The following is a 19,751-nucleotide window of genomic DNA, read 5'->3' as shown; positions in this document are numbered from 1 at the left end:
GGCCAGCATGAAGACCCTGCTCGTTCCCGTCGCGATGCACGACGCCCTGCCCTCCGTCTTCGAGACGACCCGGCTGGCGGCCGCGCGCTTCGGCAGTCTGATCGAGGGCGTGTCCCTGCGCCCGGCGCTGGCCGAGTACGTGCCGGTCGACATGGTCGGCGGCATGACGTGGCTGCGCGACGAGGAGGCCGACCGGGCCGAGGCCGAGGAGGCGGGCGGCCGCTTCGTGGCCTTCATGGACGGCGCCGGCATCCCGCGGCACGCCCGCGACGGGCTCTGCATACCGGACCGGGTGCCGGATGCCGGACCGCGCTACCGCTGGCGACAGGACGTCCCCACCGGCGACGCGTTCCTCGGGCAGTACGCGCGGCTGTTCTCGGCAACGGTGGTCGGGCGTCCCGGCACCACCGATAACGCCCCGCGCATGACCACGTTCGAGACGGCCCTGTTCGAGAGCGGCCGCCCGATCCTGCTGGCGCCGCCTACGGCACCGGCCAGCCTCGGTGACGCCGTGGTCATCGCCTGGAACGGGTCGACCGAGACCGCCCGGGCGGTGGCTTTCGCGATGCCGTTCCTGCGGCGGGCCGAGCGGGTGCTCGTGCTCAGCGTCGAGGGCGGCATGGTGCCGGGCCCGACCGCGCAGGACCTCGCCCAGGCCCTGGCCTGCGAGGGTGTGGACGCGTCGCACCGGGCCCTGCCGGCCGGCCGGCGCGTGCCCGGCGAGACCTTTCTGGCGGAGGCGAAGGCGTTCGGCTGCGATCTTCTCATCAAGGGCGCCTACACCCAGAGCCGCCTGCGCCAGATGATCTTCGGCGGCGTCACCAGCCACGTTCTCGCCCACGCCGACATGCCGGTGCTGATGGCGCATTGAGCGCTCCGCGAGCCCGGCCGACGGATTGCGGCACCGCACGTCCTTCGGCGCCGGGAACCCTGCCCGGTCCCCGGCGTTCGGGTCCCGCAGCCGGACGGCACGCCCATTGTCCACACGCTCGGAAAGGAGCCCCGTGAAGAGCCCCGTGAGACGTCTCTTCCTCGCCGGCCTTCTGGCGATCGCGACCATCCCCGCCGCCCGCGCTGAGCCGGCGACCGTCCGGTTCCGCGGCACCGTGGTCCAGGCCGATTCGGAGCGCGTGGAGATCCGCCGCACCAGCGGCAGCACCCTGGCCGTGCGGATGGGCCCCCGGACCCGCATCTACGCGGTGAACGGCGCCAGCCTGCGGGCGATCAAGCCGGAGAGCTACGTCAGCGTCCTCGGTGCGTCCGATTCCGAGCCGCGGCAGGCGACCGCCGTGACCCTGTACTCTCCGTCCGAGCGCGGGTTCGAGGCCGGCAGCCAGCCCTGGGACACCGCGCAGGGCGCGCGCCTCACCGCCGGCTGGGTGGCCGACGTGCAGCGGGGCGCGCCGATGCGTCTGACCCTCGCCTATAACGGCGGCCATTCGTCCTTCGCGATCCCCGACGACACGCCGGTGACGCAGTTCTCGCCTGGTGAGAAGGCGATGCTCCAGCGGGGCGCCGCCGTGACGATCTTCGCGCGCCCGGACGAGGACGGCGGGCTGATGGCGGGGACGATCGCGGTGGGCCGCCAGGGCGTCGTGCCGGGTCTCTGAGCCGATCGGGCCGCTGCGTCACCGACGGCGCAGCAAACCCGCGCGCCGACGCGGAAGCTGCGCTACACCGGTCGGCGATGACCGAGCCCGCCTTCACCCTCGACCCGCGCCTGTCGGCTGACACCGCCGAAGTGGGCGACCTCGCCCTGTGCCGCGTGCTGCTGATGGACGATGCCCGGTTCCCGTGGCTGATCCTAGTGCCGCGCTGCCCGAACCTCACCGAGATCACCGACCTCTCCGAGACCGATGCCGCGGCGCTCTGGAAGGAGATCCGCCTCACCACGGGGGTGATGCAGGCCCTGTCCAAGCCCGACAAGGTGAATGTCGGCGCCCTGGGCAACGTAGTGTCGCAGCTCCACGTCCACGTGGTCGGCCGCTTCCGGTCGGATCCCGCCTGGCCGGGGCCGGTCTGGGGGTTCGAGACCCGCAAGCACTACCCGCCCCACGCCCGCGCCCAGCTCCTCGAGCGCGCCGGCGCCCTCTTCTCCGCGGCCTGACCCTCGCATGACCGATCCCCGCGACACCCTCGGCTTCGTCCGAAACCGCCTCGACCGGCACTCGGCCGAGCAGCCCGAGGAGGCGGTGCCCGCCTTCGACACGCCCGAAGCCCGCCTCGTGCTGATCTGCGGCGACCGGATCGTGCTGCGCGGGGAGACCGCACTGATCGCCGTCGCGGAGGCGGCGGACCTCGCCGGCGGGACGCGCATCTTCCTCGGGCACCGGGACGGGCAGCCCGTCTTCGCCGCCGCCGCGCCGGCCGAGGCCGCGGAGCGCTTCTCCGAGGGGCCGGCCCGTACCCTCGACCTGAGGTCGATCGCCACCGACTCCGCCGTGGAGGCCGAGGAGCTCGGCCTGCTCGCCGTGGCCAAGTCCATGCTCGACTGGCACGCCCGCCACGGCTTCTGCGCCAATTGCGGCACCGCCACCGTCTCGAAAGCCGGCGGCTTCCGCCGGGAATGCCCGAGTTGCAGCGCCCACCATTTCCCCCGGGTCGACCCGGTGGTGATCATGCTGGTGCGCCGGGGCGACACCTGCCTGCTCGGCCGGGGTCCGCATTTCCGCCCGCACATGTATTCCTGCCTCGCGGGCTTCCTGGAGCCCGGCGAGACGATCGAGGACGCGGTGCGCCGCGAGGTGTTCGAGGAGACGCAGATCCGCGTCGGCGCCGTCACCTACCGGACGTCGCAGCCCTGGCCGTTCCCGTCGTCGCTGATGATGGGCTGCGCCGCCGAGGCGCTCGACGAGGTTATCGTGACCGATCCCAGCGAGCTGGAGGATGCGCGCTGGTTCAGCCGGGCCGACGTCGCGGCCATGCTGGCGGGAACGCATCCCGAGGGGATCCTGGCGCCGCCGCCCATGGCGATTGCCAACTACCTGATGCGCGCCTTCGTGGCCGGCGAGACCTGATCCGGATCAGCCGGACGCGCCGGAGCCGCTGATCTGCAGCTCCCCCGCCGCGCCCGCGTCATCGGCCTCAGACCGCCACGCGGGCCTGCTCCGCCTGGGCCGGCAGCGCGCCACGCATCTCCGAGAAGGCCTCGCCCACCATCAGCAGCGCCGGCCCGTCGAGGCCCGCCGCCTCGACCCGGTCGGCGAGGTCGGCGGCCGTGCCGCGCAGGGCCTGCTGGTTCGGGCGGGTGGCGTTGAACACCAGCAGCGCCGGCGTCGTGGGCGCCAGCCCCTCCTCCACGGCGCGCGCCAGCAAGGCCCGCAGGGTCCGCTTCGGCATGTAGACGACCGTGGTGACGCTCGGATCGGCGAGAGCGCCCCAGTTCAGGTCGTCCGGCAGCGCCCCGCGGCGGTCGTGGCCGGTGACGAACTGGAGCCGGCGCGCGGCGTCACGATGGGTCAGGGACAGGCCGAGGGACGCCGCCGCACCCTGTGCGGCCGAGACGCCCGGCACCACGGTCACCGGGATGCCGGCGGCCCGGCAGGCCTCGATCTCCTCGCCGGCCCGGCCGAAGACCAGCGGGTCGCCGGATTTCAACCGCACCACCTGCTTGCCGGAGCGGGCGAGCTGCACCATCAGCGCGTTGATGTCGTCCTGGCGGCAGGACGGGCCGTGGCCGGTCTTGCCCACCAGCATGGTGCGGGCCTCGCGGCGGGCGTAGTCCAGGATCTCGGGTGCGACGAGGTCGTCGTAGAGGATCACGTCGGCGTTGCGCAGCGCCCGCAGCGCCTTGAGCGTGAGCAGCTCCGCGTCGCCGGGGCCGGCCCCGACCAGCGTCACGGCGCCGCCCTTCGGGGCGGTCTCGGTCTCGCCGAGCAGCTCGGCGAGATCCCGGTCCGACGGCGCCCGGTCGGGCTCCGCGAAGGCCCGGTCGGTGAAGCGCTCCCAGAAGAACCGCCGGTCGGCGAAGCCGTGGAAGCGGGCCGTGACGCCGTCGCGCCAGTCGCGGGCGGCCGCGACCCAGCGACTGAACCCGCGGGGCAGCATCGCCTCGATCCGGGCGCGCACGGTCTGCCCGAAGACCGGGGCCGCGCCCTCGGTCGAGATGCCGACCACGAGCGGCGAGCGGTTGACGATGGCGCCGAACTTCACGTCGCAGAGGTGTGGCCGGTCCACCGCGTTGACGATGGCGCCGGCGCCGCGGGCGGCCGCCACGAAGGCGACGCACTCGGCCTCGTCCTCCATCGCGCCGATGCAGAAGGCCGCGCCCCAGAGATCGTCCGGGCTCCAGGGGCGTTCGTGCAGGACCACCTGCCCGTCGACGATCTCGCCCGGCACGGCGCGCAGCTCCTCGCCGGGCTCGGGCGCGTAGACGTCGACATGGGCGCCGGCGGCGGCCAGCACCTTCACCTTCCAGGGGGCGCCGCCGGACGAGCCGGCGAGCACCACTCGCTTGCCGCGCAGGGGGACGAAGACGGGCAGCACCGCCAGCGGCTCCAGGCCGGCAGCCTTGGTCTCGCGGGGGGCGCGGGCTGCGCGCAGGGGGGTCTCGGTCACGGGCCTGTCCTGAAGCGTCCTGATCCGGCCGGTCCCGACTGCCCCCTCATCCTCGGGTACCGGAGCGGAGGCCTCGAAGGAGGCTCCAGTCGGCCGCGATCCCTGGAGCTCTTCTTCGAGGACCGCTGACGCGGGCACCTCAGGATGAGGTGATCTGACAGGAGAAGCCGATCCATCCTCGCCGGCGAGTGTATCAGAAAATCACGCGGCGCATGCGGTCTGCCCGGCCAGCATCTTGCGGATCTCCGGTATGCACGAGCCGCAATTCGTCCCGGCCTTGCAGGCGGCACCCACCGCCTCCACGGAGCCGGCGCCTCCGGCGATGGTCGCGGCGATAATGTCCGCGCCGACGCCGTGACAGGCGCAGACCACCGGACCCGCCGAGGCGGTCGCCGCGCGGCCCGAGAGCAGCGCCCGCCGCTCGGCGGCGTCGGGCGCCTCGGCGGCGAACAGGACCTTGGCGGCCTCCCAGTCCGGCCGCTCGGCGGCGGGGGCGTAGGCGAGGCAGGCGACGAGGCGGTCGCCGTCGTAGACCGCGCAGCGGTAGCGATCGCGGGCGTGGTCGGCGTATTCCGCCAGCTCGCCGCCCGGCAGCGCCTCGCTCTGGATCAGCCCGCGCACCATCAGCGCCACGGCGCGGGAGCTGTCGGCGGTGGCGAACTGCGCGCCCCAGCCGCCGGTGATCGCGGCGCGTGCCCACCACCAGCCCTCGGGCAGCGCCACCTGTCGGCGCGTCAGCAGGAAGCCGCGGGCGCGGTAGCCGACGGACTCGACCGCCGCGGGGGTCGCCTTGAGCTCGGGCTGACCCGAGACCGGGTCGGTCATGCCCCGCACCAGCGCGCCGACCCGGGCCCGCGACGCGAAGGCGCCGCCCCAGTGCATCGGCATGAACAGGCTGCCCGGCACCACCGTGTCGGTGACCGTCACCTCCAGCTCGGCCGCGCCGTGCGCGGTCGTGAGCCGGGCGATGTCGCCCTCCGCGAGGCCGTGGGCCGCCGCGTCGTCCGGATGGACCTCGACGAACGGCACGGCCCGGTGCGCGGAGAGCCGCTGGCTCTTCCCGGTGCGCGTCATCGTGTGCCAGTGGTCGCGGACCCGGCCGGTGTTGAGCATGAGCGGGAACGCCGTAGAGGCCGCGAGCGCGAGGGCCGGCGGCTGCACCGCGACGAAGCGGGCGCGCCGGTCGAAGGTGTAGAACCGGCCGTCGCCGAACAGCCTCGCCTTCCCCTGCGGGGCGCCCCGGAAGCCGGAGCGCTTCGGGATCGGCCACTGCACCGGCAGGGCCGCCTCGTAGGCGGCGTCGCCGATGTCCGCGAGCGCGCCGAGGTCGAAATCGCGGGTGCCGTTGTTCTCGTAGGCCGAGAGCCCGGCATGCTCGCGGAAGATCGCGGCGGCGGAATCGAATGCGAAGGCCCGCCCGTGGCCGAGGCGGCGCCCGACATCCGCCAGCGCCGCCCAGTCCGGCCTGGCCTCGCCGGGGCTCGCGAGGAAGCGGCGCTGGCGCGAGATCCGGCGCTCGGAATTGGTGACCGTGCCGTCCTTCTCGCCCCAGGCCTGGGCGGGGAGAAGCACGGTGGTCTTGGCCCGCCCCCGCGCGGTGTCGGAATCCGCCACCGCCTCGGACACCACGTAGAGGTCGAGGCCGGCGAGCGAGTCCCGGATCGCGTCGGCCCGCGGCATCGAGACCAGCGGGTTGGTGCCCATCACCCACAGCGCCTTGATCTTGCCCCGACCGATCGCCTCGAACAGGGCCACCGCCTTCATGCCCTCGCCGGTGATGATCCGCGGGGCGCCCCAGTAGCGGCGCACCCGGTCCACCTCCTCGGGGGTGAAGTGCATGTGGGCGGCCAGCATGTTGGCGAGCCCCCCGACCTCGCGCCCGCCCATGGCGTTCGGCTGGCCGGTCAGCGAGAACGGCCCCATCCCGGTCTCGCCGATCCGGCCGGTGACGAGGTGGCAGTTGATGATGCTGTTGCCCTTGTCGGTCCCCTGCGCCGACTGGTTCACCCCCTGCGAGAAGGCCGTGACCACCCGGCGGGTGCCGGCGAACAGGGCGTAGAAGGCCGCGATGTCGGCCTCGGTCACGCCGGTGACGGCGGCGACAGCCGCGAGGTCCGGCGCGATCTGGCGGGCGCGGTCGAGGGCGCCGTCGAGGCCGGCCGTGTGGGAATCGATGAAGGCGCGGTCGCGGAAACCGTTGTCCGACAGGTAGACCAGCAGGCCCGAGAACAGGGCGGTGTCGGTGCCCGGCCGGATGCCGAGGAACAGGTCGCATTCCTGCGCGGTCTGGGTCCGGCGCGGGTCGATGACCACGAACTTGGTGCCGCGGCGCTCCTTGGCGTCGGCCATGCGGCGGAACAGGACCGGGTGGCACCACGCGGTGTTGGAGCCGACCAGCACGATCAGGTCGGCCTCGTCGAGATCCTCGTAGCAGCCCGGGACCGTGTCGGAGCCGAAGGCCCGGCGGTGGGCCGCGACCGCGCTCGACATGCAGAGCCGCGAGTTGGTGTCCACGTGCGGCGTGCCGATGAAGCCCTTCGCGAGCTTGTTGGCGACGTAGTAATCCTCGGTGAGGAGCTGGCCCGAGAGGTAGAAGGCGATCGCGTCCGGCCCGTGCTCGTCCGCCACCGCGCGGAGCTTGCCCGCGACCGTGTCGAGCGCGGCATCCCACGAGACCTGGGCGCCGTCGACCTGCGGGTGGAGCAGGCGGTTCTCGAGCGACAGGGTCTCGCCCAGCGCCGAGCCTTTCGAGCACAGGCGGCCGAAATTGGCCGGGTGCTCGGAATCGCCCGCGATGGTGGCGCCGCCCTGCCCGTCCGGGGTCGCGAGCACGCCGCACCCGACCCCGCAATAGGGGCAGGTGGTCCGCACCGTCGGCGCCGCCACTGGCTGGGTCATGGCTGAATCCTCGCAGGGTCGTCCTGGGCGGGAGCAAGCTTCGCGCCGCCGTTCCCCTCCCCCCTGTGGGGAGGGGTCAGGGGTGGGGGTGGTGCAGAAGGCACCGCCCGAGCCCCATCCTGCGCCACCCCCACCTCCGGCTCCTCCCCACAAGCTCGAGCGATCCCGGGCAAGCCCGGGGTCGCCAGGGGAGGAGAGCAAGTTGCGGTTCAGTACACGTCGGCCTGATACCGCCCGGCCTTCTTGAGCGCGGCGAGATAGGCCACCGCGTCCTCGGGGCTCTTGCCGCCGAACTGCGCCGCCACGTCGATGATCGCCCGCTCGACGTCCTTGGCCATGCGCTTGGCGTCGCCGCAGACGTAGAAATGCGCGCCGCCCTCGAGCCACTTCCACAGCTCGGCGCCGTTCTCGCGCATCCGGTCCTGAACGTAGGTCTTCTCCGTCCCGTCCCGCGACCAGGCCAGGGACAGGCGGGTGAGCACCTTGTCGTCCTTCAGGCTGTTCAGCTCGTCCTTGTAGAAGAAGTCCGAGGCCTGCCGCTGGTGGCCGTAGAACAGCCAGTTGCGGCCCGGCGCCCGCGTGGCGGCGCGCTCGCGCAGGAAGGCCCGGAACGGCGCGATGCCGGTGCCGGGGCCGCACATGATCACGTCCTTCGACAGGTCGGCCGGCAGGCCGAACCCGTGCGCCTTCTGGAGGTAGACCTTCACCCTGGTCTGCTCGGGCAGGCGCTCGCCCAGGTGCGTCGAGGCCACGCCCAGCCGCAGCCGCGAGCGGTGGTTGTAGCGCACCGCGTCCACGGTCAGCGACACGCGGCCGACATCCATCTTGGGCGAGGACGAGATCGAGTAGAGCCGCGGCTGCAACTCGTCCAAGGCCTCCAGGAAGACCTCGGCGTCGGGCCGCGCGCCCGGGAACTTGTGGAGCGCGCCGAGCACGTCGAGATAGGCGGCGTCGCCGTCCGGATCCTCGCCGGAGGCGAGCGCCTGCGCCTTCTTGCGCGCCGCCCCGGAGGTGAGCAGCGACAGCAGCTGGTACAGATTGTCGGGCGCCGCGCCGAGCGCGTAGTTGATCAGCAGGTGCTCGCGCAGGGTCCTTTCCCCGATCACCCGCTCGGGCCGGGCGCCGAGTTCCGCGATCACGGCATCCACCAGTGCCGGGGCGTTGGCGGGGAACAGGCCCAGCGAGTCGCCGACCTCGTACTGGATCGGCGTGCCGTCGAGCCCGATCTCGATGTGCCACGTCTCCTTCTCGCCGCCCGGATCGTTGAGGCGTCGGCGGGACAGGAACAGCGCCTCGACCGGGTTCTCGCGGCAGTAGCCGAGCGGGCCGAGATCGGCCGCCGCCTTCGGGGCGTCGTCCTCCGCCTTCGGCGCCGCGGGGGCGCCGCCTGCGGCGCCGAACTCCTCGTCCAGCTTCTTGAGCATGCGCAGGGTCTCTTTGCCGCCGGGCTGGCAAAGGTTCAGGCGCGCCTCGTTCTTGAGGAAGATGGCGTTGGCATAGTCGGCGCAGTTGTAGCCGCACTGGCCGCAATCCTGCTGGGCCATGGCGGCCATCAGCTTCTGCGGTTCGGGCCGGTCCTTCGCCATCGCCATCCGGTCGGCGATCGGCACGGACGGGTCGTGCCAGGGGGCGTCGTCGTTGTCGGCGAGTTTGGGGCCCGTGGCGGGGCCCTCGCCGGGCGCGAGCGCCGTCGCGCCCGCGACGGCGGGGCCGAGCAGGGCCGCGAAGTAGCCCGAGAGCCAGGCGCGCTGGTCCTCGTTGAAGGGCGCGGTCTCGGGGATCAGGACGAGGGGGGGCGAGACGTGCTGGGTCATGCGGCGGCCTTCAGGGCGGGCTGGTCCTCGGCGGCGTCGCGGAGCGCCTCCGCGCCGGTGCGGCTGGTGAAGGCCTGGAAGCTCTCCTCGGGGCCCTGTCGGAGGGCGAGGTAGGCGCGCAGCAGCGCCTCGACGCGGGCGGGCGCATCCTCGGCCTTCACGGCCTTCCAGATCTCGGTGCCGATCTTCGGGTTCTCGGCGAAACCGCCGCCGACCACGACGTCGTAGCCCTCGACGGTGTCGCCCTCCTCCGAGACGACGACCTTGGCGCCGATCAGCCCGATATCGCCGATGTAGTGCTGGGCGCAGCTGTGATGGCAGCCGGTGAGGTGGACGTTCACCGGCACGTCGAGGTTCGGCAGGGCCGTCTCGACGTGGTCGGCGATGATCAGCGCGTGGCCCTTGGTGTCGGAGGCCGCGAACTTGCAGCCCTTCGCCCCCGTGCAGGCCACGAGACCGGAGCGGATGCCCGCCGCCTTGGTGGTGAGGCCGAGATCGAGCACCCGCTGCTCAACCTCGGCGACCTTCGCGTCCGGAACCCCGGAGAAGATGAAGTTCTGCCAGACGGTGAGGCGGATCTGGCCGTCGCCGCACTCGGCGGCGATCTTGGCGAGCGCCCGGACCTGATCGCTGGTCATCTTGCCGACCGGCAGGACCACGCCGATCCAGTTGAGGCCGGGCTGCTTCTGGGCGTGGACGCCGACATGGGCGAACCGGTCGGTGGCCTTCCGCGGCGCGACCTGCTCCGGCGCGACCCGGTCGAGCTTGCGGCCGAGCTTGTCCTCGACGGCCGCGAGGTACTTGTCGAAGCCCCAGGCGTCGAGGACGTACTTCATCCGGCTCTTGTTGCGGTTCGTCCGGTCGCCGTTCTCGATGAACACCCGGATGATCGCGTCGGCGACGGCGTTGCAGTCCTCCGGCTTCAGCACGATGCCGGTGTCGCGGGCGAGGTCCCGGTGGCCCGAGATGCCGCCGAGCACGAGGCGCATGTAGATGCCGGGCGGCACGGCGGCGCCGTCCAGCACTTCCACGGCCTGGAAGCCGATGTCGTTGGTCTCCTCGAGCGTCGGCATCACGCCGCTGCCGTCGAAGGCGACGTTGAACTTGCGCGGCAGGCCGTAGAGCGAGCGGTCGTTCAGGATCCAGTTGTGCCAGGACTTGGCGAGCGGGCGCGTGTCCAGAAGCTCCTGGACGTCGATGCCGGCGGTCGAGGAGCCGGTGACGTTGCGGATGTTGTCGGCGCCCGCCCCCCGGGCCGTGAGACCGATATCGGTGAGCCCGTCGAGGAAGGGCTGGGCGTGCTCGGGATCGATCTCCCGCACCTGCAGGTTCGCCCGGGTGGTCACGTGGACGTAGCCGCCGCCGTGCTGGTCGGCGAGGTCGGCGATGCCGGCGAACTGCCAGTGGTGCAGGATCCCGTTCGGGATCCGCAGCCGGCACATGTACGAGACCTGGTTCGGCGCCACCCAGAACATCCCGTGGTAGCGCCAGCGGAAATTGTCCTCGGGCTTCGGCTGCTTGCCGGAGGCGGCTTCCCGGATGAGGCGGTTGTGGCCGTCGAACGGGTTCTCGGCGCGCTTCCATTTCTCCTGGTCGCAGAGCTTGCCGCCGTCCTTGACGGTCCGGTCCTGCGCCTTGATGTGGATCGCGTCCGGGCCTGTCGGCTCGGCCGGCGGCGCGGCCGCCCCCGCCCCGCCCGCGGCGAGGCCGCCGGTCAGGCGGACGGCGGCGATGCCGGAGGCGAAGCCCTCGAGGTAGCGCTTCTGCTCGGCCTCGAACGCGCCCGCGGCGGTCTGGGTGGTGGTCTCGGACATCCGCGCCTCCTCAAGCAGCCAGGGGCTCGGGCGCGGGGCGCCCGAACATCAAGTCGTCCACGTTCTCGATCGGGTCGCCGGAGCGGATCAGCCCCTTGCAGGCGCCCTGCTCGGCGATGTCGCCGACGAACACCGCGCCGATCAGCCGGCCGCCGCGCACCAGCAGCTTGCGGTAGAGGCCGGCGCCGGGATCAGAGAGCACGATCGCCTCCGCGTCGTCGGGCGTGTCCACGATCCCGGCCGAGAAGACCGGCAGGCCCGAAACCTTCAGGCTCGTGGACAGGGCCGTGCCCCGGTACTCGGCCGGCTCGCCCGAGAGGTGGCGGGCGAGCGTGTCGGCGTGCTCGTAGGCGGGCTCGACCAAACCGTAGATCTGGCCGCGGTGCTCGGCGCACTCGCCGAGCGCGAAGATCCGCGGGTCCGAGGTGGTCATCCGGTCGTCGACCGTGATGCCCCGGCCGATGGCCAGCCCGGCTTCCTGCGCCAGCGCCACCGAGGGGCGCACGCCCACCGACATCACCACGAGGTCGGCCGGGAGCGCGGTGCCGTCCGCCAGCACGAGGCGCTCGACCCGGGACGCGCCCTCGATCCGGGCGGTGTCGGCCTTGAGGATGACGCGCACGCCCCGCGCCTCCATGGCGCGCTTCACCAGCCCGGCGGCGTGGTGATCGAGCTGGCGCTCCATCAGCCGGTCCATGACGTGGAGCAGCGTGGTCTCGACGCCGAGGCGCGCGAGCCCGACCGCCGCCTCGAGGCCCAGGAGGCCGCCGCCGATGACGATCGCCTTCGCGTGCTGCACGGCTGCACGGCGGATCGCCGCCACGTCGGCGAGGTCGCGGAAGGTGATGACGCCCGGAAGGTCCATGCCGGGCTTCGGCAGGCGGATCGGCAGGGAGCCGACCGCGAGGACCAGCCTGTCGAAGGGCAGGACGTGGGTCTCGCCCACGATGACCAGCCCGTTCTCCCGGTCGATCCGCGTCGCCGGCGCGCCGGTGATCAGGCGGATGCCGTGATCCGCGTACCAGTCGAGGCCCCGGAAGGCGCAGGCCGCCTCGTCGACCTCGCCGCCGAGCAGCGAGGAGAGCAGGACCCGGTTGTAGGCGGCCGTGGGCTCGGCCCCGATGCAGGTGATGTCGTAGCGGCCGGGCGCGGCCTCGGTCAGCCGCTCCAGGAAGCGCAGCGAGGCCATGCCGTTGCCGACGACGACCAGCCTCTCGCGCGGCGGGCCGTTCCCGGCGCCCGCGTCGTGTCCGCGTGTGTCCATGGGGGATGTCGCCATCGCTCGATCGCGTCTGGAACCTCGAGTGCAGGGTCGTTGGCGGACCGCCCACGAAAAAGCCGCTGCCGGTCGTCTCCCGGCAGGCTTCAGCCCCAGGGAGAACCGGATCAGCGGCCTCGCTGACGGCGCTGTCCGTCGCCGTTGACGGACGGGGGGAGGTTTGCAGGTTCCATGCCAGACGCCGCGCGGTCCGCGGGCGCCGCGCGGACCCGCAGGATCGGTGGGGCGGCCGGGACGTTTCGGCCGTCGAGGCGGCGGCTTCGGCACTGCACAAAAACTGTGCGACCCGTCGCAAAAGCGATCACGGGCGGACCGGGCTTTCCGGCAGCGACAGGAAGGTCGGGACGTTTCCGGAGGCGCGTCGACGGGAGCCTACCGCGCGCACGCGATCGCCGCGTCGGCCCCGATGGGCGGACCGGCAACGCGCAGCTTCGGATTATGATGAACGTATTACGTCAGTTCTCGCGACTATATCGCCGCGAGTCGCACCGATTTTCGAGTTGTAGAATCGCAGGCGCGCAATGCCGGCGCCTGGAACGCGCCCGCATCGACGTCGCGGTCCGTCACAGGAGTGTCGACAGCATCGCCAGGAGCCCCAGCGTCGGCATCGCGCCGGCGGCCAGGACCCAGTACCAGGCGTGGTGCGATCCCGCCCGACGGTTGTCGTTGCAGGCGCGGGGCACGCGGCCGCCCCGCGTGACGTAGCGTCGAAGCTCGACCCGCCCGCGCGGATGCGAGATCAACGATCCAGTTTCGAGTTTGCGGCATCCGGGCATGGCTCAAGCACAACGGGTGAGCGTGCCCCGCGTTCCGCCGCTGTTCGCCGCGATTCCGCGCGCCGATGACGAACCGCGCGAAGTGTCGCCGTCGTCAGAGATCCGCCATCGCCGCCCGGTACAGATCCGCCCTGTAGACGGTCGCGATCGCCGCCGCGATGTCGAACTGCGCGGGCACCTGCTGCGACGCCCGCATCTGCTCCAGCAGCCACCGGGCCTGCGCGGCGCGCGGCTCCTCGACCGCCGCGCCGAAACGGATGCGCGTGCCGGGCCCGGCGGACGGGTCCGGATCGCCGAAGGCCCGGCCGACCAGGGCGGGATCGAGATCGAGATAGGTCCGGCGGGCGAGGCGATGGATCAGTTCGGTCCGGTTCTCCGGATCCGCGCACCAGCGTCCGGCCCGGGCGACCGCCCGCACCAGCGGCAGGATCGCGCCGTCGAGCCGCGCGGAGACGGCCAGCACCTTCTCGGTCGCGTTCGGCGCGAGGGCGCTGCCGTGGACGGCCACACGCCCGTGGCCGGCCGCGACCGCCACGTCGTTCCAGGGCGCGCCCGCGCAGAACCCGTCGACCAGACCGCGCGCCAGCGCCTCCACGCAGTGCTGCGGCGGGACCACGACGGTGCGGAACGCCGCCGCGTCGAGGCCGCCGGCCTCGGCGAACAGCCGCACTTGGTAGCTGTGGCACGAGAAGGGATGCACCGTGCCGAGGGTCAGCGGGGTGCCGGCGCGGTGCCGGGCCTCCGCCACGCCCGCGAAGGCGCGGGCGACATCCGCCAGGGCCTCGCTGGCCGGGTCCATCGCGCCCCAGAGCGTGTTGGACAGCGTGACGGCGTTGCCGTCGGTGCTGAGCTGGAGCGGCACGATCAGGTCGGAGGGCGGCCCCGACAGGGCGAGCCGGCTCGCCAGCGCCAGCGGCGCCAGCATGTGCGCGCCGTCGAGATGGCCCAGCGCCAGCCGGTCGCGCAGCGTCGCCCACGAGGGCTCGGCGGTGAGGTCGAGGTCGAGCCCCTCGGCCCGGGCGAAGCCGAGTTCGTGGGCCGCGATCAGGGGCGCCGCGTCGCAGAGCGGAACGTAGCCGAGCTGGAGCCTCATCCGAGCAGGTCCGCGGTGGTGACGATCGCCCGGGCGATGTCGGCGATCTTGCGCTTCTCGTTCATGGCCTTGCGGCGCAGCTGCTTGTACGCCTCGTCCTCGGAGAGACCCTTCATGGTCATCAGGATGCCCTTCGCCCGCTCGATCAGCTTGCGGTCGGCGAGTTCGCCCCGCGCCTCCGTCAGCTCGCGCTGGAGGCGCGCGAAGGCGTTGAAGCGCAGGATCGCGATGTCGAGGATCGACTTGATCCGTTCGGCCCGCAGCCCGTCCACCACGTAGGCGGAGATCCCGGCATCGACGGCGGCCTGCATCATGGTCGAGTCCGAGCGGTCGACGAACATCGCCACGGGCCGCTCGACCTGCCGGGAGACACCTGACATCTGCTCCAGGATGTCCCGGCTCGGGCTCTCCAGATGGATCACCACCACGTCGGGCTTGAGCGCGGCGACGCGCTCCATGAGGTCGGCGGTGTCGGGAATCACGACCACGCGCCCGATCCCGGCGGCGCGCAGGCCCTCTTCCAGGATGGCCGCGCGGGCGCGGCTCGGGTCGATCACGGCGACGGTGAGATTGGTTTCAGTCATCGTGGCCCGGTACGGGGCGGGTCTTCTTCTCGAGGCCGGCCCGGCGCGGGCCGCCGCGAGCTAAGCAAGGCCCGTGCCCGTGCTGGGCCCGCGGCGCCCGTTTCCGCGGAATCCCACCTTGCGGCACCAGTAACCGCTGCGCAAAGAAACGGTCCAGCTTCCGCCGCAATGCTGACCGCACTGTACAGGCCTCGCGGCGGTCAAGGAGATCGGTGATTCGGATGCGCAGGCCAGATCAGCCCGCCCTGACGGCCGCCGCCCACGGCCGCGTGTCCATGCCCTTCCTGCCGACGCTGGCCGTCGTGGCAATCCTGGGCGTGGCCTCGCTCTACTGCCCGACCTCGAAGCCGGGGCAGCCCGGCGCCCGGGTCGAAGCGGGCGTGTCCGCCGCGCCCGGACCCACGGATTTCGCGCCGATCGCCGCCGTCGCGGCGCCGGGCCGCCCGCCCGCCGTGATCGCGTTCGCCGAGCAGTATCCGCTCGACGCCGTGATCGCGCGGACGGGGTCCCTGCCCGCCCGTCCGGCCGTGGCCGCACGGGCGAACGCCCACGTCGCGGCCGCGGGCCGGCGCGCCTGCCCCGGCCGGCGCTGCCCCGAGACGCCCCGCAGCAACACCGATCCCATGGCGCCCGCCCGCGGGGCGGCCGATGAGGCCGAGGACGCCCTGCTCCCGTCGCAGGCCATGCCCTTCGCGGCCTCGGTGGTGGAGACCCTGGTTCCGGCCGCGCGGGCCGTCGGCGACGCGGCGAATCTCGTGCGCAGCAGCGCGAGAGTGGTCCAGGGCACGGTGGCCCTGGCGGTGGCCGACTGCCTGCGCTGACCGCGTCGGGCAGCGGGCACCCCGACCTCTGGATCTCGTGACCGGACGTCCTAGGTGCGTCGCAGCGGACGGCCCGGACTGCCGGCCGCGGACCGGGGCCGGGGCCGGATGGCTGCACGCATCGAGGATTACGCGCTCGTCGGGGATTGCCGGAGCGCGGCGCTGATCAGCCGTCAGGGCAGCGTCGACTGGTTGTGCTGGCCGCGCTTCGACGCGGCCGCCCTGTTCACCAGCCTCCTGGGAACCGAGGCGCACGGCTTCTGGAAGATCTTCCCCGAGGCCGAGCACGTCGAGACGCGCTGGTCCTACCGCCCGGGCAGCCTCGTGTTGGAGACCCGCCACACCACGCGGCAGGGTGAGGTCCTGGTCACGGATTTCATGCCGGTCGGCGACGGGTCCCATCTGGTGCGGCTCGTCGAGGGCGTGCACGGGCGCGTCGCCATGCGGATGGAGATGGCGGTCCGGTTCGATTACGGCTCGGCCGTGCCCTGGGTCTCCCGCTCGGAGCTGGGCGACCTGCGCGCCGTCTCGGGTCCGCACAAGGTCGTGCTGCGCACCGACGTCCATCTCAAGGGATCGGACGCGCAGACGACGGTGTCCGAGTTCACCGTCCATGCCGGTGACAAGCACCGGTTCGTCCTGAGCTACGGTCCCTCCCACGAGGAGGACCCGCCCCCGATCGAGCCGCGCAAGGTCCTCGAGATCACCGACCAGCACTGGCGCGAATGGTCGTCGCGCTGCGCCGGCGGCACGGGCTGGGACCGGATGCTCCAGCGCTCCCTCCTGACCCTCAAGGCGCTGATCTACGAGCCCACCGGCGGCATCGTGGCGGCGCCCACGGCCTCCCTGCCGGAGGGGCTCGGCGGGATCCGGAACTGGGATTACCGGTTCTGCTGGCTGCGCGACTCGACCCTGACGCTGATCGCCCTGATGGACGGCGGCTACATCGACGAGGCGCGCGACTGGCTGGGCTGGCTGCTGCGGGCCGTGGCGGGCAATCCCGAGCAGGCGCACATCCTCTACGGCATCGCCGGCGAGCGGCTGCTGCCCGAGATCGAGCTGGACTGGCTGCCGGGCTACGAGAACTCGCGGCCCGTCCGCATCGGCAACGCCGCCGCCAGCCAGTTCCAGCTCGACGTCTACGGCGAGCTGTTCGACGCGCTCTACCAGGCCCATGCCCGTGGCCTGCCGGTGAGCAAGGACGGCCTGCGGGTCGGCCTCGCGATCCTGAACCACCTGGAGACCGCGTGGCGCGAGCCAGACGAGGGGATCTGGGAGGTGCGCGGCGGGCGTCGCCACTTCACGCACTCGAAGGTCATGGCCTGGGTGGCGTTCGACCGGGCGCTGCGCATGCACGAGATGCACGAGAACGGCGCCACGCAGGAGCAGGCCGAGCGCTGGCGCGCCGTCAAGGACGAGATCCACGCCGAGGTCTGCGAGAAGGGCTTCGATCCCGCCCTCAACAGCTTCGTCCAGTCCTACGGCGCGAAGGCCCTGGACGCGAGCCTCCTGCTCATCGCCCATACCGGCTTCCTGCCGCAGCACGATCCCCGGGTGGTCGGCACCGTGGAGGCGATCGGCAAGGGGCTGATGCGGGACGGCTTCATCCTCCGCTACGAGACCGAGGGGCAGACCACCGACGGGCTGACCGGCTCCGAGGGGGCTTTCCTGCCCTGCACCTTCTGGTACGTGGACAACCTCATCGGCCTGGGGCGGCGCGACGAGGCCGGGGCACTGATCGAGCGCCTGATCGGCATCTGCACCGATCTCGGCCTCGTCAGCGAGGAATTCGACGTGCAAGCCAAGCGTCTTGTGGGTAACTTCCCTCAGGCGTTCACCCACGTCGCCCTCGTCAACACGCTCCTCAGCTATACGCGCGGCGAAGGGCCGGCGGATCGGCAGGGTGGTAAGGCCAACGGAGCTCCTCCCGCCGTCCTACGGCAGCGCGAAGCCGCGAAGCGGACCGCGCGAGGCGAACTGGAAGACGCGACATCATGAGCGGTGCTGACACTCCCGCCAAGGCGGCCCTCGCTGAGATCGATACGCTCAGCATCAACACGATCCGGACGCTCGCGATCGACGCGGTGCAGAAGGCCAATTCGGGCCATGCCGGCGCGCCCATGGCGCTGGCGCCGGTCGCCTACACGCTGTGGAACCGCTACCTGCGCTACGACCCGGCGCATCCGCACTGGCCGAACCGCGACCGGTTCGTGCTGTCCTGCGGCCACGCCTCGATGCTGCTCTACGGGCTGCTGCACCTCGCGGGCGTCGCCGAGAGCGACGGCGGCAATGCCCCGGCGGTGTCGCTGGAGGACATCAAGAAGTTCCGGCAGCTCGACAGCCGGACCCCGGGCCACCCGGAATACCACTTCACCACCGGCGTCGAGACCACGACGGGCCCGCTCGGCCAGGGCGTCGCCAACTCGGTCGGCATGGCCATGGGCAGCCGCTTCCTCGGCCAGCACCTGAACCGGCCGAACCTGCCGCTGTTCGACTACAACGTCTACGCCGTCTGCTCGGACGGCGACCTGATGGAGGGCGTCGCCTCGGAGGCCGCCTCGCTCGCCGGCCACCTGCGCCTCGCCAACCTCTGCTGGATCTACGACGACAACACCGTCACCATCGAGGGCCACACGGAGCTGGCCTTCGGCGAGGAGGTCGCGACCCGCTTCCTGGCCTACGGCTGGCAGGTGCTGCGCGTCGCCGACGCCAACGACGTGCACGCGCTGGCGGGCTCGATCGAGACCTTCCTGGCCACCAACGACCGCCCGACGCTCATCATCGTCAAGTCGGTGATCGGCTACGGCGCCCCGAAGAAGCAGGGCACCTCCAAGGCGCACTCCGACGCGCTCGGCGAGGACGAGGTGAAGGGCGCCAAGCGCGCCTACGGCTGGCCGGAGGACGCCCAGTTCCTCGTGCCGGACGGCGTGCAGGAGAACTTCCGGAACGGCATCGGCAAGCGCGGCGCCGGCCTCTACGATTCGTGGCAGGGCCTGCTCGCCAAGGCGAAGGAGGCGGACGCCGCCCACGCCGAGGACCTGAACGCCTTCCTGGAAGGCCGCCTGCCGGAGGGCTGGGACAAGGACATCCCGGTCTTCGAGCCGGATGCCAAGGGCCTCGCCACCCGCGAATCCTCCGGCAAGGTGCTGAACGCCATCGCCCAGCACGTGCCGTTCCTTCTCGGCGGCTCGGCCGATCTGGCGCCGTCCAACAAGTCCAACCTGACCTTCGAGGGCGCAGGCTCGTTCGGCCCGTTCTCGCCGGGCGGCCGCAACCTGCATTTCGGCGTCCGCGAGCACGCCATGGGCTCGATCGTGAACGGGCTCGGCCTCTCCGGGCTGCGGGCCTACGGCGCGACCTTCCTGGTCTTCGCCGACTACATGCGCCCGCCGATCCGGCTCGCCTCGCTCATGGAGCTGCCGGTCTTCCACATCTTCACCCACGACTCGATCGGCGTGGGCGAGGACGGGCCGACCCACCAGCCGGTGGAGCAGCTCCTGTCGCTGCGCTGCATCCCGGGCCTCGTGACCCTGCGCCCGGCCGACGCCAACGAGGTCGCCGAGGCCTACCGGGTGATCTTCACGCTGAAGAACCAGCCGGCGGTTCTCGCCCTCTCGCGCCAGCCGCTGCCGACCCTCGACCGCGCGAAGTACGGGGCCGCCTCCGGCACCGCCAAGGGCGGCTACGTGCTGGCCGACAGCGAGGGCACGCCCGACGTGATCCTGCTCGCCTCGGGCTCCGAGGTGCAGCTCTGCGTCGGTGCCTACGAGGCCCTGAAGGCCGAGGGGGTGAAGGCCCGGGTCGTGTCGATGCCGTCCTGGGACCTGTTCGAGCGCCAGGACGAGGCCTACCGCGACTCGGTGCTGCCCCCCGCCGTCAAGGCCCGGGTGGCCGTCGAGCAGGGCAGCGTCATCGGCTGGGACCGCTACGCCGGTTCCGAGGGCGCGATCATCGGCATGCACACCTTCGGCGCCTCGGCGCCGATCAAGGATCTCCAGACCAAGTTCGGTTTTACCCCCGAGAAGGTCCTGGACGCCGCGAAGGCGCAGGTGGCCAAGCACAGGAAGTAGCCTGGGAGCCTGCCTGCCCGATCCGGGCGGGCGGGCGCGTTCGGG

General features: G+C 72.3%; 15 protein-coding genes. 7 read left to right on the top strand and 8 right to left on the bottom strand.

Going from position 1 to position 19,751, the window contains the following annotated elements; all coding sequences use genetic code 11:
* Positions 1–7 precede the first annotated feature (7 nt).
* The 4 genes from BLW78_RS17855 (at position 8) to nudC (ending at position 3,017) form a co-directional block, all read left to right on the top strand.
* Positions 8–871 (top strand): universal stress protein, encoded by an 864-nt coding sequence (locus tag BLW78_RS17855; protein ID WP_091681155.1) that lies wholly within the window; start codon positions 8–10, stop codon positions 869–871.
* A 145-nt stretch (positions 872–1,016) separates the two neighbouring features.
* Complete coding sequence (locus tag BLW78_RS17850; RefSeq protein ID WP_244526974.1) at positions 1,017–1,610, top strand: hypothetical protein; 594 nt, start codon at positions 1,017–1,019, stop codon at positions 1,608–1,610.
* A gap of 77 nt (positions 1,611–1,687) precedes the next feature.
* A complete protein-coding gene (locus BLW78_RS17845) occupies positions 1,688–2,107 on the top strand; it encodes an HIT domain-containing protein (protein WP_091681151.1) in 420 nt (139 codons plus the stop codon).
* A 7-nt stretch (positions 2,108–2,114) separates the two neighbouring features.
* Positions 2,115–3,017 (top strand): NAD(+) diphosphatase, encoded by a 903-nt coding sequence (gene nudC, locus BLW78_RS17840; protein WP_091681149.1) that lies wholly within the window; start codon positions 2,115–2,117, stop codon positions 3,015–3,017.
* A 67-nt stretch (positions 3,018–3,084) separates the two neighbouring features.
* Here the strand turns inward: nudC and cysG are convergent, their stop codons facing one another.
* From cysG to BLW78_RS17800, 8 genes are all read right to left on the bottom strand, one after another.
* Entirely contained in the window at positions 3,085–4,557 is a 1,473-nt protein-coding gene (cysG, locus tag BLW78_RS17835; RefSeq protein ID WP_091681147.1) for a siroheme synthase CysG, read from the bottom strand.
* 201 nt (positions 4,558–4,758) lie between these two features.
* Positions 4,759–7,455 (bottom strand): nitrate reductase, encoded by a 2,697-nt coding sequence (locus BLW78_RS17830; RefSeq protein WP_056533946.1) that lies wholly within the window; start codon positions 7,453–7,455, stop codon positions 4,759–4,761.
* Between the two features lie 209 nt (positions 7,456–7,664).
* A complete protein-coding gene (locus BLW78_RS17825) occupies positions 7,665–9,269 on the bottom strand; it encodes a sulfite reductase subunit alpha (protein ID WP_056533955.1) in 1,605 nt (534 codons plus the stop codon).
* On the bottom strand, positions 9,266–11,083 hold the full coding sequence (locus BLW78_RS17820; protein ID WP_091681146.1) for a NirA family protein: 1,818 nt from the start codon (positions 11,081–11,083) through the stop codon (positions 9,266–9,268). Before BLW78_RS17820 ends, BLW78_RS17825 begins: the two co-directional genes overlap by 4 nt.
* 10 nt (positions 11,084–11,093) lie before the next feature.
* Positions 11,094–12,362 carry an NAD(P)/FAD-dependent oxidoreductase gene (locus BLW78_RS17815; RefSeq protein ID WP_085986811.1) on the bottom strand — a complete coding sequence of 423 codons (1,269 nt, stop codon included), beginning with the start codon at positions 12,360–12,362 and terminating at the stop codon, positions 11,094–11,096.
* Between the two features lie 563 nt (positions 12,363–12,925).
* Complete coding sequence (locus BLW78_RS17810; protein WP_020094181.1) at positions 12,926–13,105, bottom strand: hypothetical protein; 180 nt, start codon at positions 13,103–13,105, stop codon at positions 12,926–12,928.
* A 127-nt stretch (positions 13,106–13,232) separates the two neighbouring features.
* A complete protein-coding gene (locus BLW78_RS17805) occupies positions 13,233–14,231 on the bottom strand; it encodes a CmpA/NrtA family ABC transporter substrate-binding protein (RefSeq protein ID WP_056533963.1) in 999 nt (332 codons plus the stop codon).
* Positions 14,228–14,815, bottom strand: a complete 588-nt coding sequence (locus tag BLW78_RS17800) for an ANTAR domain-containing response regulator (RefSeq protein WP_026605088.1) — start codon at positions 14,813–14,815, stop codon at positions 14,228–14,230. Before BLW78_RS17800 ends, BLW78_RS17805 begins: the two co-directional genes overlap by 4 nt.
* A gap of 221 nt (positions 14,816–15,036) precedes the next feature.
* Here BLW78_RS17800 and BLW78_RS17795 point away from each other — a divergent pair, with 221 nt between their 5' ends.
* The 3 genes from BLW78_RS17795 (at position 15,037) to tkt (ending at position 19,706) form a co-directional block, all read left to right on the top strand.
* Positions 15,037–15,636, top strand: coding sequence for a hypothetical protein (locus BLW78_RS17795; protein ID WP_091681144.1), 600 nt, complete (start codon positions 15,037–15,039; stop codon positions 15,634–15,636).
* Positions 15,637–15,744: 108 nt separating this feature from the next.
* Positions 15,745–17,634 (top strand): glycoside hydrolase family 15 protein, encoded by a 1,890-nt coding sequence (locus tag BLW78_RS17790; RefSeq protein WP_091681142.1) that lies wholly within the window; start codon positions 15,745–15,747, stop codon positions 17,632–17,634.
* Entirely contained in the window at positions 17,631–19,706 is a 2,076-nt protein-coding gene (gene tkt, locus BLW78_RS17785) for a transketolase (RefSeq protein ID WP_091681140.1), read from the top strand. Before BLW78_RS17790 ends, tkt begins: the two co-directional genes overlap by 4 nt.
* Positions 19,707–19,751: the final 45 nt, after the last annotated feature.

Origin of the sequence: Methylobacterium sp. 275MFSha3.1, from assembly GCF_900108435.1 — a bacterium.
GTDB lineage: Bacteria > Pseudomonadota > Alphaproteobacteria > Rhizobiales > Beijerinckiaceae > Methylobacterium.
Note: the sequence above shows the minus strand (reverse complement) of the source record. Positions and strands in the feature narration are given on the sequence as shown.